The 25,759-nt window shown below is 73.5% G+C and carries 29 protein-coding genes; 19 read left to right on the forward strand and 10 right to left on the reverse strand.

The window, feature by feature from the left end:
* Nucleotides 1–252: 252 nt before the first annotated feature.
* The 4 genes from ybaK to ACIP67_RS32425 form a co-directional block, all read right to left on the reverse strand.
* Nucleotides 253–756, reverse strand: coding sequence for a Cys-tRNA(Pro) deacylase (ybaK, locus tag ACIP67_RS32410; RefSeq protein ID WP_401696542.1), 504 nt, complete (start codon nt 754–756; stop codon nt 253–255).
* A 21-nt stretch (nt 757–777) separates the two neighbouring features.
* Nucleotides 778–1,518, reverse strand: coding sequence for an LON peptidase substrate-binding domain-containing protein (locus ACIP67_RS32415; protein WP_401696543.1), 741 nt, complete (start codon nt 1,516–1,518; stop codon nt 778–780).
* A gap of 11 nt (nt 1,519–1,529) precedes the next feature.
* Nucleotides 1,530–2,567: a hypothetical protein gene (locus ACIP67_RS32420; RefSeq protein WP_401696544.1), complete on the reverse strand. Its 1,038-nt coding sequence runs from the start codon at nt 2,565–2,567 to the stop codon at nt 1,530–1,532.
* A 213-nt stretch (nt 2,568–2,780) separates the two neighbouring features.
* Nucleotides 2,781–4,358: an oxidoreductase gene (locus tag ACIP67_RS32425; protein WP_401696545.1), complete on the reverse strand. Its 1,578-nt coding sequence runs from the start codon at nt 4,356–4,358 to the stop codon at nt 2,781–2,783.
* A 177-nt stretch (nt 4,359–4,535) separates the two neighbouring features.
* On the opposite strand from ACIP67_RS32425, the gene hisD reads away from it, so the two are divergent.
* From hisD to hisF, 8 genes are read left to right on the forward strand one after another with little or no spacing between them, the layout of a single operon-like run.
* Nucleotides 4,536–5,861, forward strand: coding sequence for a histidinol dehydrogenase (gene hisD, locus ACIP67_RS32430; protein ID WP_401696546.1), 1,326 nt, complete (start codon nt 4,536–4,538; stop codon nt 5,859–5,861).
* Between the two features lie 20 nt (nt 5,862–5,881).
* Entirely contained in the window at nt 5,882–7,021 is a 1,140-nt protein-coding gene (locus ACIP67_RS32435) for a histidinol-phosphate transaminase (protein WP_401696547.1), read from the forward strand.
* Entirely contained in the window at nt 7,018–7,611 is a 594-nt protein-coding gene (gene hisB, locus ACIP67_RS32440) for an imidazoleglycerol-phosphate dehydratase HisB (RefSeq protein WP_389511552.1), read from the forward strand. The genes ACIP67_RS32435 and hisB overlap by 4 nt, the downstream gene beginning before the upstream one ends.
* Nucleotides 7,608–7,772, forward strand: coding sequence for a hypothetical protein (locus ACIP67_RS32445; RefSeq protein ID WP_385064226.1), 165 nt, complete (start codon nt 7,608–7,610; stop codon nt 7,770–7,772). The genes hisB and ACIP67_RS32445 overlap by 4 nt, the downstream gene beginning before the upstream one ends.
* Nucleotides 7,769–8,413 carry an imidazole glycerol phosphate synthase subunit HisH gene (hisH, locus tag ACIP67_RS32450; protein ID WP_401696549.1) on the forward strand — a complete coding sequence of 215 codons (645 nt, stop codon included), beginning with the start codon at nt 7,769–7,771 and terminating at the stop codon, nt 8,411–8,413. The genes ACIP67_RS32445 and hisH overlap by 4 nt, the downstream gene beginning before the upstream one ends.
* The gene (gene priA, locus ACIP67_RS32455) at nt 8,410–9,135 is read left to right on the forward strand and encodes a bifunctional 1-(5-phosphoribosyl)-5-((5-phosphoribosylamino)methylideneamino)imidazole-4-carboxamide isomerase/phosphoribosylanthranilate isomerase PriA (protein WP_389511549.1); all 726 of its coding nucleotides are present in this window, start codon (nt 8,410–8,412) and stop codon (nt 9,133–9,135) included. Before hisH ends, priA begins: the two co-directional genes overlap by 4 nt.
* Nucleotides 9,132–9,548, forward strand: a complete 417-nt coding sequence (locus ACIP67_RS32460; protein WP_401696550.1) for a RidA family protein — start codon at nt 9,132–9,134, stop codon at nt 9,546–9,548. Before priA ends, ACIP67_RS32460 begins: the two co-directional genes overlap by 4 nt.
* A complete protein-coding gene (hisF, locus tag ACIP67_RS32465) occupies nt 9,545–10,315 on the forward strand; it encodes an imidazole glycerol phosphate synthase subunit HisF (protein ID WP_401696553.1) in 771 nt (256 codons plus the stop codon). Before ACIP67_RS32460 ends, hisF begins: the two co-directional genes overlap by 4 nt.
* 127 nt (nt 10,316–10,442) lie before the next feature.
* On the opposite strand, the gene ACIP67_RS32470 is transcribed toward hisF, so the two are convergent.
* On the reverse strand, nt 10,443–11,078 hold the full coding sequence (locus ACIP67_RS32470) for a TIGR03085 family metal-binding protein (RefSeq protein WP_401696555.1): 636 nt from the start codon (nt 11,076–11,078) through the stop codon (nt 10,443–10,445).
* 83 nt (nt 11,079–11,161) lie between these two features.
* Here ACIP67_RS32470 and hisI point away from each other — a divergent pair, with 83 nt between their 5' ends.
* The 11 genes from hisI to lgt all read left to right on the forward strand — a co-directional run bounded on the left by hisI (nt 11,162) and on the right by lgt (nt 20,171).
* Complete coding sequence (hisI, locus tag ACIP67_RS32475) at nt 11,162–11,566, forward strand: phosphoribosyl-AMP cyclohydrolase (protein WP_401696556.1); 405 nt, start codon at nt 11,162–11,164, stop codon at nt 11,564–11,566.
* Nucleotides 11,567–11,577: 11 nt separating this feature from the next.
* Nucleotides 11,578–13,056, forward strand: coding sequence for an anthranilate synthase component I (locus tag ACIP67_RS32480; protein ID WP_401696558.1), 1,479 nt, complete (start codon nt 11,578–11,580; stop codon nt 13,054–13,056).
* Between the two features lie 97 nt (nt 13,057–13,153).
* Nucleotides 13,154–13,804 (forward strand): TIGR02234 family membrane protein, encoded by a 651-nt coding sequence (locus ACIP67_RS32485; RefSeq protein ID WP_401696559.1) that lies wholly within the window; start codon nt 13,154–13,156, stop codon nt 13,802–13,804.
* A gap of 212 nt (nt 13,805–14,016) precedes the next feature.
* Nucleotides 14,017–14,268: an HGxxPAAW family protein gene (locus ACIP67_RS32490; protein WP_401696560.1), complete on the forward strand. Its 252-nt coding sequence runs from the start codon at nt 14,017–14,019 to the stop codon at nt 14,266–14,268.
* Nucleotides 14,269–14,362: 94 nt separating this feature from the next.
* Nucleotides 14,363–14,809, forward strand: a complete 447-nt coding sequence (locus ACIP67_RS32495) for a DUF2752 domain-containing protein (RefSeq protein ID WP_401696561.1) — start codon at nt 14,363–14,365, stop codon at nt 14,807–14,809.
* 140 nt (nt 14,810–14,949) lie between these two features.
* Nucleotides 14,950–15,759 carry an indole-3-glycerol phosphate synthase TrpC gene (gene trpC, locus ACIP67_RS32500; RefSeq protein WP_401696564.1) on the forward strand — a complete coding sequence of 270 codons (810 nt, stop codon included), beginning with the start codon at nt 14,950–14,952 and terminating at the stop codon, nt 15,757–15,759.
* A 21-nt stretch (nt 15,760–15,780) separates the two neighbouring features.
* The gene (gene trpM / locus ACIP67_RS32505; RefSeq protein ID WP_401696566.1) at nt 15,781–16,020 is read left to right on the forward strand and encodes a tryptophan biosynthesis modulator TrpM; all 240 of its coding nucleotides are present in this window, start codon (nt 15,781–15,783) and stop codon (nt 16,018–16,020) included.
* 68 nt (nt 16,021–16,088) lie between these two features.
* Nucleotides 16,089–17,372 (forward strand): tryptophan synthase subunit beta, encoded by a 1,284-nt coding sequence (gene trpB / locus ACIP67_RS32510; protein ID WP_401696567.1) that lies wholly within the window; start codon nt 16,089–16,091, stop codon nt 17,370–17,372.
* Entirely contained in the window at nt 17,369–18,187 is an 819-nt protein-coding gene (gene trpA / locus ACIP67_RS32515) for a tryptophan synthase subunit alpha (RefSeq protein WP_401696568.1), read from the forward strand. The genes trpB and trpA overlap by 4 nt, the downstream gene beginning before the upstream one ends.
* A gap of 108 nt (nt 18,188–18,295) precedes the next feature.
* The gene (locus tag ACIP67_RS32520) at nt 18,296–19,072 is read left to right on the forward strand and encodes a DsbA family protein (RefSeq protein ID WP_401696571.1); all 777 of its coding nucleotides are present in this window, start codon (nt 18,296–18,298) and stop codon (nt 19,070–19,072) included.
* Nucleotides 19,073–19,154: 82 nt separating this feature from the next.
* Nucleotides 19,155–20,171 carry a prolipoprotein diacylglyceryl transferase gene (gene lgt / locus ACIP67_RS32525; protein ID WP_401696572.1) on the forward strand — a complete coding sequence of 339 codons (1,017 nt, stop codon included), beginning with the start codon at nt 19,155–19,157 and terminating at the stop codon, nt 20,169–20,171.
* Between the two features lie 139 nt (nt 20,172–20,310).
* Here the strand turns inward: lgt and ACIP67_RS32530 are convergent, their stop codons facing one another.
* Genes ACIP67_RS32530 through ACIP67_RS32550 form a run of 5 tightly spaced genes read right to left on the reverse strand, consistent with a single transcriptional unit; the run spans nt 20,311 to nt 25,751 of the window.
* The gene (locus ACIP67_RS32530) at nt 20,311–21,120 is read right to left on the reverse strand and encodes an HpcH/HpaI aldolase/citrate lyase family protein (protein ID WP_401696574.1); all 810 of its coding nucleotides are present in this window, start codon (nt 21,118–21,120) and stop codon (nt 20,311–20,313) included.
* Nucleotides 21,117–22,328 (reverse strand): CaiB/BaiF CoA transferase family protein, encoded by a 1,212-nt coding sequence (locus ACIP67_RS32535; RefSeq protein WP_401696575.1) that lies wholly within the window; start codon nt 22,326–22,328, stop codon nt 21,117–21,119. The genes ACIP67_RS32530 and ACIP67_RS32535 overlap by 4 nt, the downstream gene beginning before the upstream one ends.
* Nucleotides 22,325–23,218 (reverse strand): ribokinase, encoded by an 894-nt coding sequence (gene rbsK / locus ACIP67_RS32540; RefSeq protein ID WP_401696577.1) that lies wholly within the window; start codon nt 23,216–23,218, stop codon nt 22,325–22,327. The genes ACIP67_RS32535 and rbsK overlap by 4 nt, the downstream gene beginning before the upstream one ends.
* Nucleotides 23,215–24,579 carry an ADP-ribosylglycohydrolase family protein gene (locus ACIP67_RS32545; protein WP_401696579.1) on the reverse strand — a complete coding sequence of 455 codons (1,365 nt, stop codon included), beginning with the start codon at nt 24,577–24,579 and terminating at the stop codon, nt 23,215–23,217. Before ACIP67_RS32545 ends, rbsK begins: the two co-directional genes overlap by 4 nt.
* Nucleotides 24,567–25,751 (reverse strand): ADP-ribosylglycohydrolase family protein, encoded by a 1,185-nt coding sequence (locus ACIP67_RS32550; protein WP_401696580.1) that lies wholly within the window; start codon nt 25,749–25,751, stop codon nt 24,567–24,569. Before ACIP67_RS32550 ends, ACIP67_RS32545 begins: the two co-directional genes overlap by 13 nt.
* Between the last annotated feature and the right edge of the window lie 8 nt (nt 25,752–25,759).

Here is a 25,759-nt window from a genome sequence, read left to right on the forward strand (position 1 = left end):
CCGGAGTCGGGCCTCGCGCCGGAGTCGGGCCTCGCGCCGGAGTCGGGCCTCGCGCCGGAGTCGGGCCTCGCGCCGGAGTCGGGCCTCGCGCCGGAGTCGGGCCTCGCGCCGGAGCCGGGCCTCGCGCCGGAGCCGGGCCCGCGCCGCGCCGGGCCGCGCCGGGCCGCGCCGCAGCCGGGCCGCGCCGCAGCCGGGCCCCGCGCCGCAGTCGGCGGCCCAAGGGCGGGCCGGGTGGCGGGTGTCGGCCGGGGGTCAGGGGCGGCCGACGGGGGCCAGGACCGCTGCGGTGAGGGCGGCCAGGTCGGTGGGGGACAGTTCGACCTCCAGGCCGCGCCGGCCCGCCGAGACGCAGATGGTGGCGTGCGCGCTCGCGGAGTCGTCGAGGACCGTGGGGAGCTTCTTGCGCTGGCCCAGCGGTGAGATGCCCCCGCGGACGTAGCCGGTGGTGCGTTCCGCGAGGGTCGGGTCGGCCATGGCCGCCCGCTTGCCGCCGACCGCCGACGCGAGGGCCTTCAGGTCCAGGGAACCGGCGACCGGGACCACCGCCACGGTCAGGGTGCCGTCGACGTCCGCGACGAGGGTCTTGAACACCCGGTCGGGGGAGACGCCCATCGCCTCGGCCGCCTCCTCGCCGTAGGAGGGGTGGCTCGGGTCGTGGTCGTAGGCGTGGACCGTGAAGTCCACGCCCGCGGCCGTCAGGGCCACCGTGGCGGGCGTGCCGCCGGACTGCTGCTGCTTCTTCGACTTCTTCGCCATGCGGGCCTTCTGGTGGTGACGTCAGTTGAGACTGGTGGGCCCGCGGGTGAGGTCGGCCGCGGGCAGCGAGGGCAGGCTACGGAGGATGGCCGTCTCCGCGCGCAGGAGTTTCAGCTCGTCGCGCAGCCGGGAGGCGGTGTCCGGGGCCTGGAGCAGCCGCTGCTTGGTCGGCGTGTCCAGCATCATCGCGGCCGCCACCAGGTACGAGACCACCGACGGCTCGTCGGGGAGGTCCGCCCCCGTCGACAGCGACCGCTCCCGGGCGCCCGCCAGCCGTTTCTGGTACTTGCGGAAAGCCCGCAGCACGCCCTCCGCGAGCGCGCCCGCCTCGTCGCCGGGCTCCTCCGGGAGCTCCTCCAGCTCCGCCGTCAGATACGGCCCGGAGGCGTCCACCGACAGCAGCCGCACCCGGGTCGTGCCGGTCACCAGCACCTCGAAGGTGCCGTCGGACCGCTCGCGGATCGTCGCCGCGTCGGCGACGCACCCGAACCCGTGGAACGCCTTGGCCGGGTCGTCGCCGAAGCCGGCCGCCGGCCCCCGCCGGGGCAGCGCCGTCGGATCGGGCATGCCCGGTGCGCTGGGCGCCACCTCGTGGCCGTCGCGGATCGCCACGACGGCGAACCGGCGGGGTTCCTCCTCGGGGGACTTGAGCAGATCGCGCATCAGGGCGCGATAACGCTCCTCGAAAACGCTGAGCGGGAGCACGAGCCCCGGGAACAGCACCGTGTTCAGGGGGAAGAGCGGCAGCCGGACGGTGGTCACGGCGCAGAAGCCTAGTGGTCCCCGGGGCGGGCCCGTTCCCCGTGCCCGTTCCGTGGATGCCCCAGGGCCTGCCAGGGCACCCCCGAGCACACGCCCTCGCGCACCGCCAGGAAGTGTCCCAGCGGGTCGTCGGACAGCCGTCCCCAGGGGAAGGACGTGGCGTACGGGCCGATCAGCCGCAGTTGGGCGAGGGCGTCGTCGCGCCGGTCGAGACGGACCAGGACGTACGTCAGCAGGTTGCGGATCTCCGCCGGCCAGGGGTCGGCGGCCGGGAAGCGGGCGGAGAGGTCGGCGGCCCGGTCGGCGGCCGCCTCCAGGCGCTCGCGCGGCACCTGGGGCCCGCAGCCGTCGGTGAGGTAGGCGAAGGCGGCCCGCACCGGCAGCGCCTGCACCAGGGAGCCCGCGGGCGCGTCCTGCGCGGCGCGGTCGGCGAAGTCGAAGCACTCGCGGTGGGAGCCGTGCCAGGACTCGGCCAGGTAGCGCTTGGCGGCGACATGGCAGCCGTAGTGGTGCGGGGCGCGGCGCACCGCGGCCGCCCACAGCTCCTCGAAGTACTTGTGCCCGGCGTTCGCCCCGCGCGCGTGGTCCAGGGCGATCCGCCACGGCACCGGGTCGCCGATGTCGCTCTGCGCGGCCGCCGTGATCAGCGGGCTGACCTCGCGCAGCAGCTCCGCCCGGGCGGGCGAGCGCCAGGCGCGGTCCACCGCGAGCTGGGCGGCGACCAGCAGCACGTCCGGGTCGCGCGGGGCGGCGGCGCGCCACAGCTCGAACCACTCGGGGCGGGCGTCGGCGAAGGCGGCCAGGCGGGTGGCGTACCGGTCGCGGTACTCCCACTCGGCCCGCTCGCGGGTGCCGGCGAGCAGGGCGGCGGCGGCCTGGTACCCGCCCCGCGCGGCCTCGACCAGCGCGGGTCCGAGCCGGTCGTCGGGCACGTCGAGGAGCACCTCGTCGTCGGCCGGGAGCCCCGCGACGGGGTGGGGGGCGGCGGACCGCGCCGACCGGGACGCGGCCGTCCGGGAGGCGCGGTGGAAGGGGGGCAGCAGAGCCATGGTTTCGCCATTGAAAAGCCGCTGGCGGGCAGAGCGCCAGGGGGTAAGGCGAACCTGTGGAAAGTTGTGCATCCCCAGGTCAAGGACAGGTAAAAGGTAACTGTTCGGCAACTGTTCACCGGCTGATGTTCCCCGCCGTGCACCGACCGTGGCTCCGCTACCTACGGGCAGGGCCCGCCGCCCGGTGCCCACGGGGTACCGGCTCAGCCTCGGTCAGCCGCGCCGCAGCATCCGCGTCGCCCCCGCCGCCACCGTCGTCGCCAGGGTCCAGCCCAGCAGGATCATCGCCGCCTGCACCCACTGCCAGCCGCCGTGCAGCCGCCACTGACCGGCCTGCCCCAGGTCGATGACGGGCAGCAGCAGGTCGAGGGCGAAGAGTGCCGGGTTCCAGGGCGGATGGCCCTCGCGGCTGACGGGGGGATGGTCGGCGTGCGCGAAGGCCAGCGAAGCCGCCGCCCACAGCACCGCCATCCACACCGCGGCCCGGCCGGGGCGGTACCCGTAGGCCACCGTCCAGTCCTGCGCGTACCCCCAGAGCTTCGCGGCCGGCGGCAGGGTCTCGCGGCGACGGCGCTGTTTGGCGAGCAGCACCTCGCGGGCGTCCTCGTCCTCCCCGCCCGTCCGCAGCACCGCCGCCAGCCGCTCGTACGGTTCCGGGTTGTACTCGGCGGTCGCGGCGGCCACCCACTCCAGCCGCTCCGCCAGCGGGAACGGGCCCTGCGGCACCAGGTTCTCGTAGCCGAAGCCGCCCATGTGCAGGTTGCCGGGCCCCGGCCAGGCGCTCGCCCGGTCCACCAGGTTGACCACCCGCGCACCCGACAGCACCACCTTGCCGCGCCGCGGCGCCTCCCCGAGGAAGCGCAGCTCGGGGGTCTGCACCCGGCGCAGCGACAGCTCCTGCTCGTCGGTGAGGTCGAACCGGGCCCGCTCCAGGTCGACGGCGTCCCCGAACCGCCCGTCGTCCAGCCGGACCCCGCCCCGGCACTCGAAGCGCTGGACGCGTGTCCCGCGCGCGGGTGTCGTGCCGCTCAGCGCGTGGCCGCCGATGCCCGCCGGGGTGAGGTACAGACAGCGCTCGACGGTCAGCTGGGGCGCGTTGAGCGCGAACCGGGTGTACGGGTTGACCAGCCGCGCCCCGCGCAGGCTCAGCGACACGCCGATCTTGGCGCTGCGCAGCCGCAGCTCGCCGTGCGATTCGAGCAGCTCGGCCTGGAGGTCCTGGCCGACGGTCAGGCCGTCGGCGGAGACCGAGCGGCCGGTGCGGTCCCGGTAGACGATCGCCTGGTTGAGCAGCAGGTCCGTGCCGATGTGCGCGTCGGTGAGCCGGACGCCGTTGTGGAAGCGGCAGCGGGGCAGGTGCAGGTCGCCCTCCGTCTGGAGCCGGGCCGCCTCCAGCCGCGGGACCGAGCAGTCCACCATGCGCAGGGTCGTCACCCGCGCTTCCGGCAGCAGCACGTCCTGCTCGAACCGGCAGCGCTTCATCTCGACGTACGGCACCACCGTGCCGCCCGCCACGTCGAGTGTGCCGCTGATCTGCACGCCGACCAGTTTGAGCGAGGAGACCCGGCCCGCGAGCGCGGGCGGTCCGTCCAGCAGCAGCCAGGCCACGATCCGGGCCCGCACGGTCCGCGCCGCGCCCCAGGGATGCCCGCCGTGCGGGTCGTCGACGACCGTGTCCCCGCTGCTCAGGTCGTACACGCTGCCGTTGCGGAAGGCCTGCCACATGCCGGCCTCGGCGGCGGTCAGATCCTCCGGCACGTCCCCGGTGCGGACACCGGCCCCGTCGGTCACGCTGTTCCGTCCCTCCTGCCGCCCGTCGGCTCACGGGTTTCGCACAGCCGTTCCATGCCCGCCGGGTGACGTCACGAACGCTAACGGTGAAGGGGATCTTCCGAATCCGGCCACGGTGTGTATCAGCCACTGATACGCGCGACCGACCTCCGATGCCGGTCTGAGAGAATTGACGACGTGATCTCCCGAATCGATCTGCGCGGCGACGCCCTCCCCGAGGGACCCGCCCTGCGCGACCTGCTGCCCCGAGCCGACTTCGACGTCTCGGCCGCCCTCGAGAAGGTGCGTCCGATCTGCGAGGCCGTGCATCATCGGGGCGACGCGGCGCTGATCGACTTCGCCGAGAAGTTCGACGGCGTCCGCCTCGACCAGGTCCGGGTGCCCGCCGCGGCCCTCACCCGCGCCCTGGAGGAACTCGACCCGGCCGTGCGCGCCGCCCTCGAGGAGTCCATCCGCCGCGCCCGCCTCGTCCACCGGGAGCAGCGCCGTACCACCCACACGACCCAGGTCGTGCCCGGTGGCTCGGTCACCGAGAAGTGGGTGCCCGTCGAGCGTGTCGGCCTGTACGCGCCGGGCGGCCGGTCGGTCTACCCGTCCTCCGTCGTCATGAACGTCGTGCCGGCGCAGGAGGCCGGTGTCGAGTCCATCGCCCTCGCCTCCCCGGCGCAGGCCGAGTTCGGGGGCCTCCCGCACCCGACGATCCTCGCCGCCTGCGCCCTGCTCGGCGTCGACGAGGTCTACGCGGCCGGCGGTGCCACCGCCGTGGCGATGTTCGCGTACGGCACCGAGTCCTGCCCGCCCGCGAACATGGTCACCGGCCCCGGCAACATCTGGGTCGCCGCCGCCAAGCGCTACTTCACCGGCAAGATCGGCATCGACGCCGAGGCCGGCCCGACCGAGATCGCGGTCCTCGCCGACGCCACGGCCGACCCGGTGCACGTCGCCTCCGACCTGATCAGCCAGGCCGAGCACGACCCGCTGGCCGCCGCCGTCCTGGTCACCGACTCCGCCGAGCTCGCGGACGCGGTCGAGAAGGAGCTGGAGCCGCAGGTCGCGGCCACCAAGCACATCGACGACCGGATCGTGCCGGCGCTCAAGGGCAAGCAGTCCGCGATCGTGCTCGTCGACGGCATCGAGGAGGGGCTGCGCGTGGTCGACGCCTACGGCGCCGAGCACCTGGAGATCCAGACGGCAGACGCCGCGGCCGTGGCCGACCGGGTGAAGAACGCGGGCGCGGTCTTCATCGGACCCTGGGCGCCGGTGTCGCTGGGCGACTACGCGGCCGGGTCCAACCACGTCCTGCCCACCGGCGGCTGCGCCTGTCACTCCTCCGGCCTGTCCGTCCAGTCCTTCCTGCGCGGCATCCACATCGTGGACTACACGCGGGAGGCGCTGGCCGAGGTCGCGCACCACGTGGTGACCCTGGCGGAGGCGGAGGACCTGCCCGCGCACGGCGCGGCGATCAAGGCACGGTTCGGGTGGAAGGTACCGACGAGCAAGTGAGCTTCGGAATCGATGAGCAAGTGAGCTTCGGAATCGACGATCTCCCCGTACGGGACGAGCTGCGCGGCAAGTCCCCCTACGGCGCGCCCCAGCTGGACGTCCCCGTACGGCTGAACACCAACGAGAACCCGTACCCGCTGCCCGAGCCGCTGGTCGAGCGGATCGCGGAGCGGGTGCGCGAGGCGGCCCGCAACCTCAACCGCTACCCGGACCGGGACGCGGTGGAGCTGCGCACCCAGCTCGCCCGGTACCTGACGGACACGTCCGGCCACGAGGTCGGGCTCGCGAACGTCTGGGCGGCCAACGGCTCCAACGAGGTCATCCAGCAGCTGCTGCAGACCTTCGGCGGGCCGGGCCGCACGGCCATCGGCTTCGAGCCCTCCTACTCGATGCACGGGCTCATCGCCCGCGGCACCGGCACCGGATGGATCTCCGGGCCGCGCCACGAGGACTTCACCATCGACCTCGCGGCGGCCGAGAAGGCGATCGCGGAGCACCGCCCGGACGTCGTCTTCGTCACCACCCCCAACAACCCCACCGGCACCGCCGTCCCCGGCGAGACCGTCGTCGCGCTGTACGAGGCGGCCCAGGCCGCCAAGCCGTCCATGCTGATCGTGGACGAGGCATACATCGAGTTCAGCCACGGCGACTCGCTGCTGCCGCTGCTCGAAGGTCGGCCGAATCTCGTCGTCTCGCGGACGATGTCGAAGGCCTTCGGCGCGGCCGGCCTGCGCCTCGGCTACCTCGCCGCGCACCCGGCCGTGGTGGACGCCGTCCAGCTGGTCCGGCTGCCGTACCACCTGTCGGCCGTCACCCAGGCGACCGCGCTGGCCGCCCTGGAACACACCGACACGCTGCTGAAGTACGTCGAGCAGCTGAAGGCCGAGCGCGACCGGCTGGTGGCCGGACTGCTCGCGCTGGGCTACGAGGTGACCGCCTCGGACGCCAACTTCGTGCAGTTCGGCCGGTTCGCCGACGCGCACGCCGTCTGGCGGAAGATCCTCGACCGGGGCGTCCTGGTCCGGGACAACGGCGTGCCCGGGTGGCTGCGGGTCACCGCCGGAACCCCCGAAGAGAACGACGCGTTCCTCGACGCGGTCCGTGAACTGACGAGCCTTGTGGGGGCCACCCCCACACCCCCGAAGGAGCAGAGCGCATGAACCGCGTGGGACGCGTGGAGCGAGTGACCAAGGAGACCTCGGTCCTCGTCGAGATCGACCTCGACGGCACCGGCAAGGTCGACGTGGCGACCGGGGTCGGCTTCTACGACCACATGCTCGACCAGCTCGGCCGGCACGGCCTGTTCGACCTCACCGTGAAGACCGAGGGCGACCTGCACATCGACTCGCACCACACCATCGAGGACACCGCCCTCGCCCTGGGCGCCGCCTTCAAGCAGGCCCTCGGCGACAAGGTGGGCATCTACCGCTTCGGCAACTGCACGGTCCCGCTGGACGAGTCCCTCGCCCAGGTCACCGTCGACCTCTCCGGCCGCCCGTACCTCGTGCACACCGAGCCCGAGAACATGGCGCCGATGATCGGCGAGTACGACACCACGATGACCCGGCACATCCTGGAGTCCTTCGTCGCCCAGGCCCAGATCGCGCTGCACGTGCACGTGCCCTACGGGCGCAACGCGCACCACATCGTGGAGTGCCAGTTCAAGGCGCTGGCCCGGGCCCTGCGCTACGCCTCGGAGCGCGACCCGCGCGCGGCGGGCATCCTGCCCTCCACGAAGGGCGCCCTGTGAACGGTCTGTCGACCATCCTGATCGTCGTCGGCCTCTTCCTGGTCGGCGGCATCATCTCCTTCGTCAAGCAGGAGATGCCCAAGAGCCTGATCGTGCTGCTCTCGATCGCCGCCGCGATGTGTCTCGTGGCGGGCGTCATGCGGCTGGAGGTGTGGAGTTGAGCGCCGTGAACAAGAAGGTGGTCGTCTTCGACTACGGCTTCGGCAACGTCCGCTCCGCCGAGCGCGCCCTCGCGCGGACCGGCGCCGAGGTCGAGATCACCCGTGACTTCGACCGGGCGATGAACGCCGACGGCCTGCTGGTGCCGGGCGTCGGCGCTTTCGCCGCCTGCATGAAGGGCCTGCGCGACGCGCGCGGCGACTGGATCATCGACCGGCGGCTGTCCGGCGGCCGCCCGGTGATGGGCATCTGCGTCGGCATGCAGATCCTCTTCGCCCGCGGTATCGAGCACGGCATGGAGACCGAGGGCCTCGACGAGTGGCCCGGCGCGGTCGAGCCGCTCCAGGCCGAGATCGTCCCGCACATGGGCTGGAACACGGTGGAGGCCCCGGCCGACACCGAGCTGTTCGCCGGTCTGGACGCGGACGCGCGCTTCTACTTCGTGCACTCCTACGCCGTCCACGACTGGTCCCTGGAGTCGCACAACCCGGCGATCCGGGCCCCCAAGGTGACCTGGTCGACGCACGGCAAGCCGTTCGTGGCCGCCGTGGAGAACGGCGCCCTGTGGGCCACGCAGTTCCACCCCGAGAAGTCCGGCGACGCCGGAGCCCAGCTCCTCACCAACTGGATCGGAACCCTGTGAGCAAGCTCGAACTCCTCCCCGCCGTCGACGTCCGCGACGGCCAGGCCGTCCGCCTCGTGCACGGCGAGTCCGGCACCGAGACCTCCTACGGCTCCCCGCTGGAGGCCGCCCTCGCCTGGCAGCGGTCCGGCGCCGAATGGCTGCACCTGGTCGACCTGGACGCCGCCTTCGGCACCGGCGACAACCGGCAGCTGATCGCCGAGGTCGCCGGGGCGATGGACATCAAGGTCGAACTGTCCGGCGGCATCCGCGACGACGACACCCTCGCCGCGGCCCTGGCCACCGGCTGCACCCGGGTCAACCTCGGCACGGCCGCCCTGGAGACCCCGGAGTGGGTCGCCAAGGTCATCGCCGAGCACGGCGACAAGATCGCCGTAGGCCTCGACGTACGCGGCACCACCCTGCGCGGCCGCGGCTGGACCCGCGACGGCGGCGACCTCTACGAGACGCTGGAGCGTCTGAACAAGGAGGGCTGCGCCCGCTACGTGGTGACCGACATCGCCAAGGACGGCACCCTCCAGGGCCCCAACCTGGAGCTGCTGCGCACCGTCTGCGCGGCGACCGACCGCCCGGTCGTTGCCTCCGGCGGCGTGTCGTCCCTCGACGACCTGCGCGCCATCGCCGCGCTGGTGCCCCTCGGCGTCGAGGGTTCCATCGTCGGCAAGGCGCTGTACGCGAAGGCGTTCACCCTGGAAGAGGCCCTGGAGGCTGTGTCGTCATGACGTCCGAAGCCGTGCGGCGCGTGCAGAGCGGAAATCCCTGGGAAGAGACCTTCGGTTTCGCACGCGCCGTCGCGGCGGGCGACCGTGTGCTGGTGGCGGGCACGACGGCCTTCCGGGGCGACGTGCTGTACGGGGAGGGCGACCCGTACGAACAGGCCAGGGTGGCCTTCACCGGCGCGCTCGAGGCGATCGCCGAGTTCGGTCTGGGGCCCGGGTCCGTGATCAGGACCCGGATGCACCTGGCGCATTCGCGGGACGTCGACGCGGTGGGCCGGGCCCACAAGGAGTTCTTCGACGCCGTACGCCCGGCCGCGACCCTGCTGGTCGTGGAGGGGTTCATCGATCCGCGCGTCCTGGTCTCGGTGGAACTCGAAGCTTACAGAGGACATTCAGAAGGAGCCGCGCAGTCATGAGCCTGGCAGTCCGAGTCATCCCCTGCCTGGACGTGGACAACGGCCGGGTCGTCAAGGGCGTCAACTTCCAGAACCTGCGGGACGCGGGCGACCCCGTCGAGATGGCCAAGGTGTACGACGCCGAGGGCGCCGACGAACTGACGTTCCTGGACATCACCGCCTCGTCGGGCAACCGCGAGACCACCTACGACGTGGTCCGCCGCACCGCCGAACAGGTGTTCATCCCGCTCACCGTCGGTGGCGGGGTGCGCACCCCCGAGGACGTCGACAAGCTGCTGCGGGCCGGCGCCGACAAGGTGGGCGTCAACACGGCCGCCATCGCCCGCCCGGAGCTGATCAAGGAGATCGCCGAGCGGTTCGGCAGCCAGGTGCTGGTGCTCTCGGTGGACGCACGGCGCATCCCTTCCCGCACCGGCTCGTCCGGCTCCTTCGAGGTGACCACCCACGGCGGCCGGCGCGGCACCGGCATCGACGCCGTCGAATGGGCGCACCGGGCGGCCGAACTGGGCGCCGGCGAGATCCTGCTCAACTCGATGGACGCCGACGGCACCAAGGACGGCTACGACCTGGAGATGATCACCGCCGTCCGCAGGCACGTGACGGTCCCGGTGATCGCCTCCGGCGGCGCCGGCCGGCTCGCGGACTTCCCGCCGGCCGTCGAGGCGGGCGCGGACGCCGTCCTGGCCGCCTCCGTCTTCCACTTCGGGGACCTGCGGATCGGCGAGGTCAAGCAGACGCTGCGGGAGGCGGGCCGCCCGGTGCGGTGACACCCCGCCGGCGCGACGAGGACCCGAACCGGGCCCCGGTCACCCGGTGACCGGGGCCCGGCTCCGTCGTCCGTCCGCCCGCGCGCGCGGGAGACGCGTACGTCCCCGCACCGGCCGCCCGGCACCCTCAGATCCCGAGCTGCTTGCCGCTGCTCAGCTTCTCGATGGCGTCCGCGTCGCCGGCCAGGTCCACCTGGGCGGCGCTGTGCCGGCCGTACAGGAACAGCAGCAGCTCCGACGGCTCGCCCGTCGCGGTCACCACCGGCGTGCCGCGGTTGGCGACCGCCGTACGCCCGTCCGGGCGGCGCAGGACCAGACCGGTCGACGTGTTCCGGCCCATGAGCCGGGCCGTGCGCTCCAGCCGGGACCACAGGGCGTCCTGGAAGACGGGATCCAGCTCGCGGGCCGTCCACCCCGGCTGGGCACGCCGGACGTCCTCGGTGTGGACGTAGAACTCGACCGTGTTCGACACCTCGTCGATCTGCTTGAGCTGGAACGGCGAGAACCGCGGCGGGCCGGTACGGATCAGCTGGATCAGCTCCTCGTACGGCTTGGCGGTGAACTCCTCCATCGCCCTGTCCAGACGGGACGCGAGCTGCTTGATCAGCATCCCCCCGGCGGCGTCCGGCCGGCGCTCGCGCACCACCACGTGCGCGGCGAGGTCACGGGTCTGCCAGCCCTCGCACAGGGTCGGGGCGTAGGGGCCCAGCGCCTCCAAGAGGTCGGCGAGCAGAAGCCGTTCACGCTTTGCGAAAGTCGACATGCAGTCAGCCTACGACCGCGTAGGAGGTCCGGACAGTGGACACGGCCCGGGCGCTGTCGGTGCCGCGCGGCACAATGGCACACATGACCAGCACGCCCCCGCCCAGCAGCCTGGACCCGGAGATCGCCGCGCGCCTCAAGCGCAGCCCCGACGGGCTCGTCCCCGCCATCGCCCAGCAGTACGACACCGGTGAGGTGCTCATGCTCGGCTGGATGGACGACGAGGCGCTGCACCGCACCCTGACGACCGGCCGCTGCACCTACTGGTCGCGCAGCCGCGGCGAGTACTGGGTCAAGGGCGACACCTCCGGCCACTTCCAGTGGGTCAAGTCCGTCGCCCTCGACTGCGACGCCGACACCGTGCTGGTCAAGGTCGACCAGGTCGGCGCCGCCTGCCACACCGGCGCCCGCACCTGCTTCGACGCCGACGTGCTCACGGGCGACGCGGGCACCGGTTCCGGTTCCGGCGCACCGGCCTCGGATCAGTAAGGTCAGCCGCCATGGACCTCGAGACGTTCCGCAAGCTGGCCGGCGACCGCCGTGTCATCCCCGTCACCCGCAAGCTGCTCGCCGACGGCGACACCCCGGTCGCGCTCTACCGCAAGCTCGCCGCCGAGCGCCCCGGCACCTTCCTGCTGGAGTCCGCGGAGAACGGCCGCACCTGGTCCCGCTACTCCTTCGTGGGCGTCCGCAGCGCGGCCACCCTCACCGCCCGCGACGGCCGGGCCCACTGGCTCGGCGCCCCGCCCGTCGGCGTCCCCACGGACGGCGATCCCCTCGTCGCCCTGCGCGCCACCCTGGAGGCCCTGCACACCCCCCACCAGGAGGGCCTGCCGCCCTTCACCGGCGGCATGGTCGGCTACCTCGGCTACGACATCGTGCGCCGTCTGGAGAAGATCGGCCCCGGAGAACGGGACGACCTGGGGCTGCCCGAGCTCACCATGCTCCTCACCAGCGACCTCGCCGTCATGGACCACTGGGAGGGCTCCGTCCTGCTGATCGCCAACGCGATCAACCACAACGACCTCGACACCGGCGTCGACGAGGCATACGCGGACGCGGTCGCCCGCCTCGACGCCATGGAGGCCGACCTCTCCCGCCCGGTCGCCCAGCCCCCCGCCGTCCTGCCGCCCTCCGAACTCCCCGACTACACCGCCCTGTGGGGCGGCCCCGACTACCAGAGGGCCGTCGAGGACATCAAGGAGCGCATCCGCGCGGGCGAGGCCTTCCAGGTGGTCCCCTCCCAGCGGTTCGAGACGCCGTGCTCGGCGAGTGCCCTGGACGTCTACCGGGTCCTCAGGGCCACCAACCCCTCCCCGTACATGTACCTCTTCCGCTTCGACGGCTTCGACGTCGTCGGCTCCTCCCCGGAGGCCCTGGTCAAGGTCGAGGACGGGCGGGCCATGGTCCACCCCATCGCCGGGACCCGGCACCGCGGGGCGACCCCGCGGGAGGACCAGGCCCTCGCCGACGAACTGCTCGCCGACCCCAAGGAGCGTGCCGAGCACCTCATGCTCGTCGACCTCGGCCGCAACGACCTCGGACGGGTCTGCGAACCCGGCTCGGTCGAGGTCGTCGACTTCATGTCCATCGAGCGGTACTCCCACGTCATGCACATCGTCTCCACGGTGACCGGCCGGGTCGCACGGGGCCGCACGGCCTTCGACGTCCTCACCGCCTGCTTCCCCGCGGGCACCCTCTCGGGCGCCCCGAAGCCGCGCGCCATGCAGATCATCGACGAGCTGGAGCCGTCCCGGCGCGGCCTCTACGGCGGCTGCGTGGGCTATCTGGACTTCGCCGGCGACTCCGACACCGCCATCGCCATCCGCACCGCCCTGCTGCGCGACGGCACCGCCTACGTCCAGGCCGGCGCGGGCGTCGTCGCCGACTCCGACCCGGCCGCCGAGGACCAGGAGTGCCGCAACAAGGCGGCGGCGGTCCTGCGCGCGGTGCACACCGCCAACCGGCTGGGACGGTAGGGCGCTCCGGGGACGCCGGTGGGCGGGGTGTTCCCGGGGCGATGGGGCGCGCGTCACGTGAACCCCGGGTGACGGTTCGCCCGGGGTTCAGGCGATAGTGGAGTACGTGACTGCTGTACCTCACCCCCGTGCCCAAGCCGCCGCCCCCGCCCGGTCCGGCCGCCGGAGCCTCGCCCTCGCCCTGCTGTGCGGTGCGCTGGGCGCGGCCGTGGCCCTGCTCTCCACCCGGCAGCGCTGGTCGGCGGGCACGGCGACGGTGGCCGGCGGCGCCTTCCCCCTGACCGCCAAGGGCAGCGACGTCACCGGCGTCCCCGCGGCGCTCGCCATAGTGGGCCTCGCCGCGCTCGTCGCCGTCTTCGCCGTCCGCAGGGCCGGCCGCCTCGCCGTCTCCGGCCTGCTGGCACTCTCCGGCGCGGGCATCGCCGCCGCCGCCGTGCTCGGCGCGTCCGACAGCTCCGCGCTCGACGAGAAGGCGGCCCAGGCCTCCGGCGACACCTCCGCCACCGTCGCCTCGCTCACCCACACCGCCTGGCCGTACGCCGCCGCCGTGGGCGGCGTCCTGATCCTCCTGGCCGGCCTGCTCGCCCTGCGCTACGGCCGGCTGTGGCCCGCCATGTCCGGCCGGTACGAGCGCGGCGGCGCCCCCCGCCCCCGGCGCCGGGCCCGGCCCGTCGACCCCGACCGGCCCGAGGAGATGTGGAAGGCGCTGGACCGGGGAGAGGACCCCACGGGCCCGGACCCGGCCTGACCCTCCGCCGACCGGCCCCGCACCCGATGTGGCGCATCGGACGATGTCGTGCATCAGACGATGTGGTGAAACAGACGGTGTGGTGAATCAGACGCCCCCGGGACACCACCCCGGGCACGGCACGCGCCCCCCGTACGGGACAATGGACCACGAGCCTCCGGCTCGCGCACGTACACACGTACGCAACACAGACAGCAACGAGGAGCAAAGTCATGGCGGGCAGCAGCCACGGACACACCCCGGCCGCCTGGACCGGTGCCATCATCGCCTTCATCGGTTTCTGCGTCGCGGGCGCGTTCATGGTCATGGCCGAGCCGCTCGGCTTCTGGGCCGGCATGGTCATCGTGGTGCTCGGCGGTGTCGTCGGCGGCGTGATGAGCTCCATGGGCCTCGGCCAGTCGAAGCAGGCGCAGGCGGCGCTCCGGGTGACGGCCACGCGCGAGCCGGCGGCCGCCGAAGGCTGAGCCCCGGTACGACCACGCCCGTGGGGCGGCCGGCGCACCCCGCGAGGTGCGCACCGGCCGCCCCACGCGCGCGTGCGGCCCCGGGCGGGGCACAATGCGAGACGTGCACCCCGACCGCCAGAGCGTGACACCGCCCGCCCCGGGGACCGTCCTGGGACGGCTCGCCGTGCCCGTGGGCCTCCTCGCGGCCGTCGCCGGGGCCTTCGCGTACGTCGGAGCCGTCGACCCCAACGAACCCGGCCACTACCCGGTCTGCCCGCTGCTGAGCGTCACGGGCCTGTACTGCCCCGGCTGCGGCGGTCTGCGCAGCGCGCACGCCTTCGCGCACGGCGACGTCGTGACCGCCCTGCACGCCAACGCACCGGCCGTCGCCGCCTACGTGGCCTTCGCCGTGCTGTGGACCGTCTGGGTGGTCCGCGCGGCCCGCGGACGCCCGCCGCGCCTCGACCCGCGGCCGGTGCACCTGTGGTCGCTGGGCGCGTTGCTGCTGGTCTTCACGGTGGTCCGGAACCTGCCGTTCGGCGGCTGGCTGCACCCGTGACCCCCCGGGCGCCGCGTCCACGAGGTGGGACCGGCGTCAACCGGATGCGAGGCCTTCGCCCTCCTCCGGATACCATCGCAGTGACCACCGGTTTCCACCGGTCGCCGCAACTGTCAACCGTCTGGAAGGGGGCCGCTCGCGTGAGTGTGCTCGACGAGATCATCGACGGAGTCCGTGCCGACCTCGCGGAGCGGCAGGCGCGGGTGAGCCTCGACGAGCTCAAGGAGCGCGCGGCGAAGGCCCGCCCCGCCAAGGACGGCGTCGCCGCGCTGAAGGGCGACGGCGTCAAGGTGATCTGCGAGGTCAAGCGCTCCAGCCCCTCCAAGGGCGCGCTGGCCGCGATCGCCGACCCGGCCGGGCTGGCCGCGGACTACGAGGCGGGCGGCGCGGCCGTCATCTCCGTCCTCACCGAACAGCGCCGCTTCGGCGGCTCCCTCGCCGACCTCGAGGCGGTCCGCGCGCGCGTGGACATCCCCGTCCTGCGCAAGGACTTCATCGTCACCTCGTACCAGCTGTGGGAGGCCCGTGCCTACGGCGCCGACCTCGCGCTGCTGATCGTGGCGGCCCTCGACCAGCCGGCCCTGGAGTCGCTGATCGAGCGTGCCGTCTCCATCGGCCTCACCCCGCTCGTGGAGGTCCACGACGAGGACGAGGTCGAGCGGGCGGTGGACGCCGGCGCGAAGATCATCGGTGTCAACGCGCGCAACCTGAAGACGCTGGAGGTCGACCGGGGCACGTTCGAGCGCGTCGCCCCCGAGATCCCGGACCACATCGTCAAGGTCGCCGAGTCCGGCGTGCGCGGCCCGCACGACCTCATCGCCTACGCCAACGCCGGCGCCGACGCCGTCCTGGTCGGCGAGTCCCTCGTCACCGGCCGCGACCCGAAGACCGCGGTCGCCGACCTGGTGGCGGCGGGCGAGCACCCCGCACTCCGGCACGGCCGCGGCTGATCCCCCGCTAGGCTTGGCCCGATGACTCCGACGCCCCCCGCCCCGGCCACGGACCGGTACGCCCGCCTCGCGCGCGGCTGCCGTCCCCGTGGCTGCCGCGCGCCCGCGCGGCGGGTGCACGGCCGCAGGGTGCGGTACGTCATCGGTGACGAACCGGGACAGGTCAACGGACGTCGATGGCAGCGCGCCCCTCAGGGGCGCGGGGCCCTGTTCGACGTGCGGCTGCCGCCGCGCGAGCGCGACCAGCCACACACGGCCTGAAGCCGGTCGACAAGCCCTGCCCCCACGGCGACTCGTGTCCTTTCACAAACTCACCGTGAGGTATCCGCATGCCCAGCGAGTTCTTCATCCCCGACCCCGAGGGTCAGGTCCCCGACGCCGCAGGCTACTTCGGCGCCTTCGGCGGCAAGTTCATCCCGGAGGCCCTCGTCGCCGCCGTGGACGAGGTCGCCGTCGAGTACGACAAGGCGAAGCACGACCCCGAGTTCGCCCGTGAGCTCGACGACCTGCTGGTGCACTACACCGGCCGGCCCAGCTCCCTCACCGAGGTGCCCCGGTTCGCCGAGCACGCCGGCGGCGCCCGGGTCTTCCTCAAGCGCGAGGACCTCAACCACACCGGCTCCCACAAGATCAACAACGTGCTCGGCCAGGCGCTGCTCACCCGGCGCATGGGCAAGACACGCGTGATCGCGGAGACCGGCGCCGGCCAGCACGGCGTCGCCACCGCCACCGCCTGCGCCCTCTTCGGGCTCGAGTGCACCATCTACATGGGCGAGATCGACACGCAGCGCCAGGCGCTGAACGTGGCCCGGATGCGCATGCTCGGCGCCGAGGTCGTCGCGGTGAAGTCCGGCAGCCGCACGCTCAAGGACGCCATCAACGAGGCCTTCCGCGACTGGGTCGCCAACGTCGACCGCACCCACTACCTGTTCGGCACCGTCGCCGGCCCGCACCCCTTCCCGGCCATGGTCCGCGACTTCCACCGCGTGATCGGCGTCGAGGCCCGCCGCCAGATCCTGGAGCGCGCCGGACGCCTGCCCGACGCGGCCGTCGCCTGCGTCGGCGGCGGCTCCAACGCCATCGGCCTCTTCCACGCCTTCATCCCCGACACCGGCGTACGCCTCATCGGCTGCGAACCGGCCGGGCACGGCGTCGAGACCGGCGAGCACGCGGCGACCCTCACCGCCGGCGAGCCCGGCATCCTGCACGGCTCCCGCTCCTACGTCCTCCAGGACGACGAGGGCCAGATCACCGAGCCGTACTCCATCTCCGCCGGTCTGGACTACCCGGGCATCGGCCCGGAGCACTCCTACCTGAAGGACTCCGGCCGCGGCGAGTACCGCGCCGTCACCGACGACGCGGCCATGCAGGCCCTGCGCCTGCTGTCGCGCACCGAGGGCATCATCCCGGCCATCGAGAGCGCCCACGCGCTGGCCGGCGCCCTGGAGGTCGGCCGGGAGCTGGGCAAGGACGGGCTGATCGTGGTCAACCTGTCCGGCCGCGGTGACAAGGACATGGACACGGCCGCCCGCTACTTCGGCCTGTACGACACCGACGCCGAGGTCGCCGAGGACGCCACCGGCACCGCCGAGATCGAGGGGGACGCCAAGTGAGCGGCACCATCCACCTGCTGTCCGACACCCTCGCCGCGGCCAGGGCCGAGGGCCGCTCCGCGCTCATCGCCTACCTCCCGGCCGGGTTCCCGACCGTCGACGGCGGCATCGAGGCGATCAAGGCCGTCCTGGACGGCGGCGCCGACATCGTCGAGGTGGGTCTGCCGCACAGCGACCCCGTCCTCGACGGCCCGGTCATCCAGACCGCCGACGACATCGCCCTGCGCGGCGGCGTGCGGATCGCCGACGTCATGCGCACGGTCCGCGAGGCCTACCGGGCCACCGGGAAGCCGGTGCTCGTCATGACGTACTGGAACCCCATCGACCGCTACGGCGTCGAGCGCTTCACCGCCGAGCTGGCCGAGGCGGGCGGCGCGGGGTGCATCCTGCCCGACCTGCCCGTGCAGGAGTCGGCGCTGTGGAGGGAACACGCCGAGAAGCACGACCTCGCGACGGTCTTCGTCGTGGCCCCCAGCAGCAAGGACGAGCGGCTCGCGCAGATCACCGCGGCGGGCAGCGGCTTCGTCTACGCCGCCTCGCTGATGGGCGTCACCGGCACCCGCGAGTCCGTCGGGGCGCAGGCCCAGGACCTGGTCGGACGCACCCGCGCCACCGGTACCGAGCTGCCGGTCTGCGTCGGCCTCGGCGTCTCCAACGCCGAGCAGGCGGCCGAGGTCGCCGGCTTCGCCGACGGTGTGATCGTCGGTTCCGCCTTCGTCAAGCGGATGCTGGACGCGCCGGACCACGCGGCCGGCCTGGACGCCGTCCGCGCGCTCGCGGGCGATCTCGCCAAGGGCGTGCGCGGGCAGGCGTAGCCGACGGCCGCCGGGGCGGTCATCTCCGTACGCACCGTACGGCTCACCCGAACGGGTGGACATGGGACCGGGGAGGCGCGGTGCGCCTCCCCGGTTCGTTCTGGGGGTGTGAGCGAGAAGAATCGTGAAGGGAAGCGCACCGCCAGGGAGCGGCTGGCGGTCGAGCGCGAGAAGCAGAAGGCCGCGGACCGGCGGCGCCGGACGCTGATCGTCGCCGCGAGCGTCGTGTGCGTGCTGGGCCTGGCGGCGGTCATCGGCGTCCTCGCGGCGAACGCCGGCAAGGACGAGGGCAGCGACAGCGCGGGCCCGGTCGTCGCGCCCTCCGGCGCACAGGGCGAGGACGCCCTCGCCCTCCCGGTCGGCAAGGACGGCGCCGGCTCGACGCTCACGGTCTGGGAGGACTTCCGCTGCCCGGCCTGCAAGTCCTTCGAGGACAGATACCGCTCGACGATCCACGAGCTGACCGACGCCGGGAAGCTGAAGGTGGAGTACCACCTGGCCACCCTCATCGACGGCAACATGGGCGGCACCGGCTCGCGCAACGCGGCCAACGCCGCGGCCTGCGCCCAGGACGCCGGCAAGTTCCCCGCGTACCACGACGTTCTCTACCAGAACCAGCCCGCCGAGACCGACGACGCCTTCGCGGAGAACAGCAGACTCATCGCACTGGCCGGCAAGGTCGACGGCCTCGACACCCCCGCCTTCCGCACCTGCGTGGAGAAGGGCACCCACAACAGCTGGGTCGCCAAGTCCAACGAGGCCTTCCAGAAGGGCGGTTTCACCGGCACGCCGTCCGTGATGCTCAACGGCAAGAACATCTACCAGGACCAGACGATGACACCGGAGAAGTTCCGGCAGATGGTGGAGGAGGCAGACCAGGGGTGAGCCCAGCTCCCCGGCCCGTTATGGAGCCGTAGCCGGGCTGCCCGTCGTGGGCCCGGCGCGGCAGGGTAGCGTCGACCTTGCCATGGAACTTGCCTACATTCCGAGCCCGTCGCGCGGCGTGCTGTACCTCGGCCCCGTCCCGCTGCGCGGCTACGCGTTCTGCATCATCATCGGCGTCTTCGTCGCGGTCTGGCTCGGCAACAAGCGCTGGGTCGCCCGGGGCGGACGGGCCGGCACGGTGGCCGACATCGCCGTCTGGGCCGTGCCCTTCGGCCTGCTCGGCGGCCGCCTCTACCACGTCATCACGGACTACGAGCTGTACTTCAGCGAGGGCCGTGACTGGGTGGACGCCTTCAAGGTCTGGGAAGGCGGACTCGGCATCTGGGGTGCGATCGCGCTCGGCGCGCTGGGCGCGTGGATCGGCTGCCGCCGCCGCGGCATCCCGATGCCCGCGTACGCCGACGCCGTCGCCCCCGGCATCGCCCTCGCCCAGGCGATCGGCCGCTGGGGAAACTGGTTCAACCAGGAGCTGTACGGCAAGTCGACCGACCTCCCCTGGGCGCTGCACATCACGTCCGCCGCGGACGGCCGGGTGCCGGGTTACTACCACCCGACCTTCCTGTACGAGTCGCTGTGGTGCATCGGTGTCGCGCTGCTGGTGATCTGGGCCGACCGCCGCTTCCGGCTGGGCCATGGCCGGGCGTTCGCCCTGTACGTCGCCGCGTACTGCGCGGGGCGCTTCTGGACCGAGTACCTCCGCGTCGACGACGCCCACCACATCCTGGGCCTGCGGCTGAACAACTGGACCGCGGTGGTCGTGTTCCTGCTCGCCGTGGTGTACATCGTGGTGTCGGCGAAGAAGCGGCCGGGCCGCGAAACGGTCGTGGAGCCGGAGGCCGTGTCCGCCGACGGCGAGTCCCCGTCCGGCGCCGAGGACGGCTCGAAGGCCGACGCGAAGGACGACGGCGACACCGGCACCGCGAAGGCCGAGGCCGACGCCGGCAAGGACCCGGGGGACGGTGCCGGGCCGGACAGCGAGGCCGACGACGTGAAGGACGCGGCTGGGTCCGAGTCGCAGGCGGCGGGCAGGAAGAGCTGACGCACACGCCGCGCCGAACACCGTCGGCCGCCGGCGACCGCACGACGGCGATCGCACGACGGCGAGGGCGCCCGGGAGACCTTCCCGGGCGCCCTCGCGGTGTTGCGGGTCGTACGGCGGTTGGTGTGCGGGCCGGAGCCTAGATCCTGCGGGCCAGCGACAGGGTCCGCCGGGCCGTCGCCACCACCGCCGCGTCGATGAAGCGGCCGTCGGGCAGGGCCTGGGCGCCCTGGTGGTGTGCCGCCGCCTTGACGATCGTCTCCGCCTCCTCGATCTCCCGCTGGGTGGGCAGGTAGGCCCGTTCGATGAGCGGGAGCTGACGGGGGTGGATGGCGGCGCGGCCCAGGAAGCCGAGGGTGCGGCCGTGGGCGCAGGTGGCCGCCAGACCCTCCAGGTCGCGGGTGTCGGGGTGCACCGACTGCGCGGGCGGTGCCAGGCCCGCCGCCCGCGCGGCGACGATCACCCGGGAGCGGGACCAGTCCAGGCCCGCGTCCTCCCGGATGCCCAGGTCGGCGCGGAGATCCGCCTCGCCCAGGGAGACACCGCGCAGGGCCGGGTGCGCGGCGGCGATGGCGTAGGCGCGCTCGACGCCCAGGGCCGTCTCCAGCAGGGCGTGGAACGGGCCCGGGGTGTGCTCGGCGATACCGGTGATCTGGGCGGGCGAGGTCACCTTCGGCAGACGCAGCCCGCGGACGCCGGGCAGGGCCGCCACGGCCCGCAGATCGGCGGCGGCCCAGGGACCGTCCAGGGCGTTGATCCGGACGTGCACCGGCACCGGGGGACGTTCGGACAGGAGTTCGGCGGTGGCCGTGCGGGCGTACTCCTTGCGGTCGGGGGCGACCGCGTCCTCCAGGTCGATCACGACGACGTCCGCCCCGCAGACAAGGGCCTTGGCGACGATGTGCGGGCGGTCGCCGGGGGCGTACAGCCAGGTCAGCGGATGGATCACAGGGCGCCCTCCGCGCGCAGTGCGGACAGGTCGGCGGCGGTCAGCCCGAGTTCGGTGAGGACCGCCTCGGTGTCCGCGCCGTGCGGCCGGCCCGCCCAGCGGATCGCGCCGGGCGTCGAGGAGAGACGGAAGAGGACGTTCTGCATCCGGATCGGGCCCAGTTCGGGATCGTCGACGGTGGTGACCGTGTCGAGCGCCTGGTACTGAGGGTCCGTCATCACGTCGCGCACGTCCTGCACCGGGGCGACCGCCGCCTCCGCCTTCTCGAAGGCGGCGAGGACGTCGGTGCGGGTGTTCGCGGCGATCCACCGGCCGACCGCCTCGTCGAGGACGTCGGCGTGGGCGGCCCGGCCCGCGCCCGTCGTGAACCACGGCTCGTCGATCAGGTCGGGGCGGCCGACCAGCCGCATGACGCGCTCCGCCACCGACTGGGCGGACGTCGACACGGCGACCCACCGGCCGTCCGCCGTGCGGTAGGTGTTGCGCGGGGCGTTGTTGGCGGACCGGTTGCCGGTGCGTTCCTGCACGTAGCCCAGTTGGTCGTACCAGAGGGGCTGGGGGCCGAGGACCGTCAGGATGGGTTCGATGATCGCCATGTCGACGACCTGGCCCGCACCCGTGCGGTCGCGGGCGGCGAGGGCCGTCATCACCGCGTACGCCGTGGCCAGGCCCGCGATGGAGTCGGCGAGGCCGAAGGGCGGGAGGGTCGGGGGCGCGTCGGGTTCGCCGGTGATCGCGGCGAAGCCGCTCATCGCCTCGGCGAGGGTGCCGAAGCCGGGGCGGTGGGCGTAGGGGCCGAACTGGCCGAAGCCGGTGACGCGGGTGAGGACCAGGCGGGGGTTGACCGCGGACAGTTCCTCCCAGCCGAGGTCCCACTTCTCCAGGGTGCCGGGGCGGAAGTTCTCGATGATCACGTCGGCGGTGGCGGCGAGGCGCAGGAGGGTGGCGCGCCCGCCGGGCCGGGAGAGGTTCAGGGTGACGGTCCGCTTGTTGCGGGCGAGGATCTTCCACCACAGGCCGACGCCGTCCTTGGACGGGCCGTGGCCGCGGGACGGGTCGGGCCGCTCCGGGTGCTCGATCTTGACGACCTCCGCGCCGAAGTCGCCGAGCATGGTGGCGGCCAGGGGGCCGGCGAAGAGGGTGGCCAGGTCGAGGACGCGCAGTCCGTGCAGGGGCGCGGTGCCGGTGTCGGTGCAGGTGCCGGTCACGACGCGTACTGCCGGTCGATCTCGGAGCGGTACGGCATCGACGCCGAGGCGCCCGCCCGCTGGACCGACAGCGCGGCCGCCGCGGCCGCCCAGGCCAGGGCCTCGGATACGGGACGCTCCTCGCCGAGGGCCACGGCGAGGGCGCCGGCGAAGGTGTCGCCCGCGCCCGTGGAGTCCACGGCGGTGACGTGCGGTGCGGGGACGGTCAGCGGCTCGGTGCCGCGGGCCGCGTACAGGCTGCCCGCCGCGCCGAGGGTGACGACGACCTCGGGGACGCTGTCGAGGAGGGCGAGGGCGGCCTCGTGCGGGTCGGTGCGGCCGGTGAGCGCGGCGGCCTCGTGCTCGTTGGGCAGCAACAGGTCGGTGGCGTCGAGGAGTTCGGCGGGCAGCGGCTGGGCGGGGGCGGGGGTGAGAAGGGTGCGGACGCCATGGGCGCGGGCCGCGCGGGCGCCCGCCACGACCGCCGCGAGGGGGATCTCCAACTGGAGCAGCAGCGCGTCGGCGGAGGCGATGAGGCCCTCGTCGCCGGGGACGAGGTGGTCGACGGTGCCGTTCGCGCCGGGGACGACGACGATCGCGTTGCCGCCCTCGTCGTCCACGACGATGTGGGCGGTGCCGGAGGGGCCCTCCACCGTGCGCAGGTGGTCGGTGTTCACGCCGGAGTGTTCGAGGGTGGAGCGCAGTCGGCTGCCGAAGGCGTCGTTGCCGACGGCGCCGATCACCGAGACGGTGGCGCCGGCGTGGGCCGCGGCGATCGCCTGGTTGGCGCCCTTGCCGCCGGGGATCGTGCGGAACTGCCGTCCCGTCACGGTCTCCCCGCGCTGCGGGGCCTTCTCGACGTAGGCGACGAGGTCCATGTTCGTGCTGCCGAGCACGACGATGTCGGTCATGGGCGGGATGCCTCCCGGTGGGTCAGGTGGGCGAGGGTGTCGAAACCGGTGCCGTCGAAGTCGGCGACGGAGGTGGCCAGACGGTTCTTCAGCGGGGCCGTCCAGTGGTCGGGGAGCGCGGCGGGCTCGCCGGCCAGGAGCGCGGCGACGCCGCCGGCGAAGGCGCCGTTGGAGTCGGTGTCCCAGCCTCCCGACACGGCGCGGCGGACGGATCCGGTGAAGTCGCCGCCGGCGTGGGTGAGGGCGGCGGCGACGAGCGCCGTGTTGGGGATCGCGTGCACCCAGTGGTGGGTCGCCGCGTGGGTGGCGTGGAGTTCGTCCACGACCGTGTCGAAGTCCTCGTGCGCGTGGGCCAGCCGGACGGCGTGGGTGACCGCCCGGGCCAGGCGGGAGCGGGGCGGGACGACGGTGAGGCCGGTGCGCAGGCAGGCGTGCACGTCGTGGGTGCCGCCGGCCGCGGTCGCGATGACGGCCGCCGCGAACATCGCCGCGTAGACGCCGTTGCCCGTGTGGGTGAGGGTGGCGTCGCGGTGGGCCTGGGCCGCGGCGGCGGCCGGGTCGCCGGGGTTGGTCCAGCCGTGGACGTCGGCCCGGATGAGGGCGCCGATCCACTCCCGGAACGGGTTGCGCCGGCGGGCGGTGAGCGGGGGTTCGACGCCGGAGAGGAGGTTGCGGTAGGCGAGGCGTTCGGCGGTGAAGGTGCGGCCGGCGGGGAGTTCGTCTAGCCAGACCCGGGCCACGTCGGTGGTGGTGAAGTGCCTGCCGTGGCGTTGCAGCACGAGGAGGTTGAGCAGGGGGTAGTTGAGGTCGTCGTCCTCGGGCATGCCGTCGATGTTCTCGGCGAGGGAGGTGCCCGCCGAGCGGCGGTTCCAGGGGTGTGCCGCGAGGACGTCCGGGGGGACCCCCCGAGCGGTGAAGTAGTCGGCGAGCGGCCAGTTCCCGGCGGCCCGGGCGAGGGCGCGGATGCCGTCCAGGGGGAGTTTCTCCACCGGCTTGCCGAGGAGGCAGCCGACGGCCCGGCCCAGCCAGGCCGCCTCCAGGGCGGCCACGCGGACGGCGCGGCGGGCGCCGGGCGCCTGCGGCCACTCGGGGCAGAGCGACCGGATGCGCTCCAGGTCCGTCGGTTCCTCCTCCGCCAGCCGGCTCGGCAGGTCGGCCAGTTCGTCCAGCAGGTCCTCGGCCAGCAGACGCAGGTAGGGGGAGGCCCGGCGGGGAGAGGCGCCCGCCCGCTGAGGGGCCTCCCGGCCGCCCGCCGCCGCCCAGCGGGCCGCGATCGCCGACGGTTCGCGGCCGTCCTGGACGGCCTGCCGCAGTTCGTGGCCGACGAGGTCCTCCGGCTGGACCCAGGTCAGTCGGAGCATCCCCGTCCCCCGATCGCGGTGAACGCCCGCTCGTGGGCCCGACGGCGCCCGAGGTCCTTGCCGAAGATCTCCCGGGCCACCTCGGTGAGGGTCCTCGCCGGTTCCCACAGGTCCAGGCGGCTGGCCTCCGCCACCCGCTTCGACCAGTCGTCGGGGACGGGGGAGCCGAGGGCGCCGGCCAGCGCGCCGGCCATCGTCGCGATCGAGTCGCAGTCCCGGCCGTAGTTCACCGCGCCCAGTACGGCGTGCCGGTAGTCGCCGCCGGCGACCAGCACCATCCCCAGGGCGACGGGGAGTTCCTCGATCGCGTGCAGCCGGGACGGGCGGCGGGCGGCCAGGGACGGGGCCCGGTAGTCGGGGCCCACCGTGTCGTAGGGGGCCACGGCCTGGCGCAGCGGTGTCAGCGCCGACTCGAAGTCCCCGTGGCGGGACGCCACTTCGCACACCTTCTCGATCGCCGTGCGCGTGCCGTCCTTGGCCAGGGACAGACACGCCGTCACCACCGAGTCCGCCGTCGCCCCGGGCGCGCAGGCCGCCGCCACCGCCGCCGCGAAGACACCCGCCGCCTCCCGGCCGTACGACGACTGGTGGGCGCCCGCCACGTCGATCGCCTCCGCGTAGGCGGCCGGCGGGTTGGCCGCGTTGACCAGGCCGACCGGTGCCATGTACATCGCCGCGCCGCAGTTGACGATGTTGCCGACGCCCGCCTCGCGGGGGTCGACATGGCCGTAGTGAAGCCTTGTCACCAGCCACTTCTCGGCCAGGAAGACGCGGTGCAGGGGGAGTGCCTCGGCCTCCAGCTCGGGGATCCAGCGGGGGTTCGTGATCAGGTCGGGCACCAGGTGCTCGGCGAGCGCATAGGCGTCCAGGTGGTCGCGGACCGTGGCGTAGACCCTGATCAGCGCATGCGTCAGCAAGGTGTCGTCGGTGACGTGGCCGTCGCCCTTGTGGTACGGGGCCAGGGGGCGGGCGGTGCGCCAGTCGTCGCCGTTCCAGGGGCCGACGATGCCGTGGACGCGGCCGCCGTGGCGCTGGACGATCTGGTCGGGGGAGTAGCCCTCGACGGGGCCGCCGAGGGCGTCGCCGACGGCCGCGCCGACCAGGGCGGCCGTGACACGGGCCTCCAGCGGCTCCCCCGGGCTGTGGTGACGTTCTTCTGTTTTGGGTGTCATGCCCCGAA

Origin of the sequence: Streptomyces sp. NPDC088812 (assembly GCF_044750285.1) — a bacterium.
GTDB lineage: Bacteria > Actinomycetota > Actinomycetes > Streptomycetales > Streptomycetaceae > Streptomyces.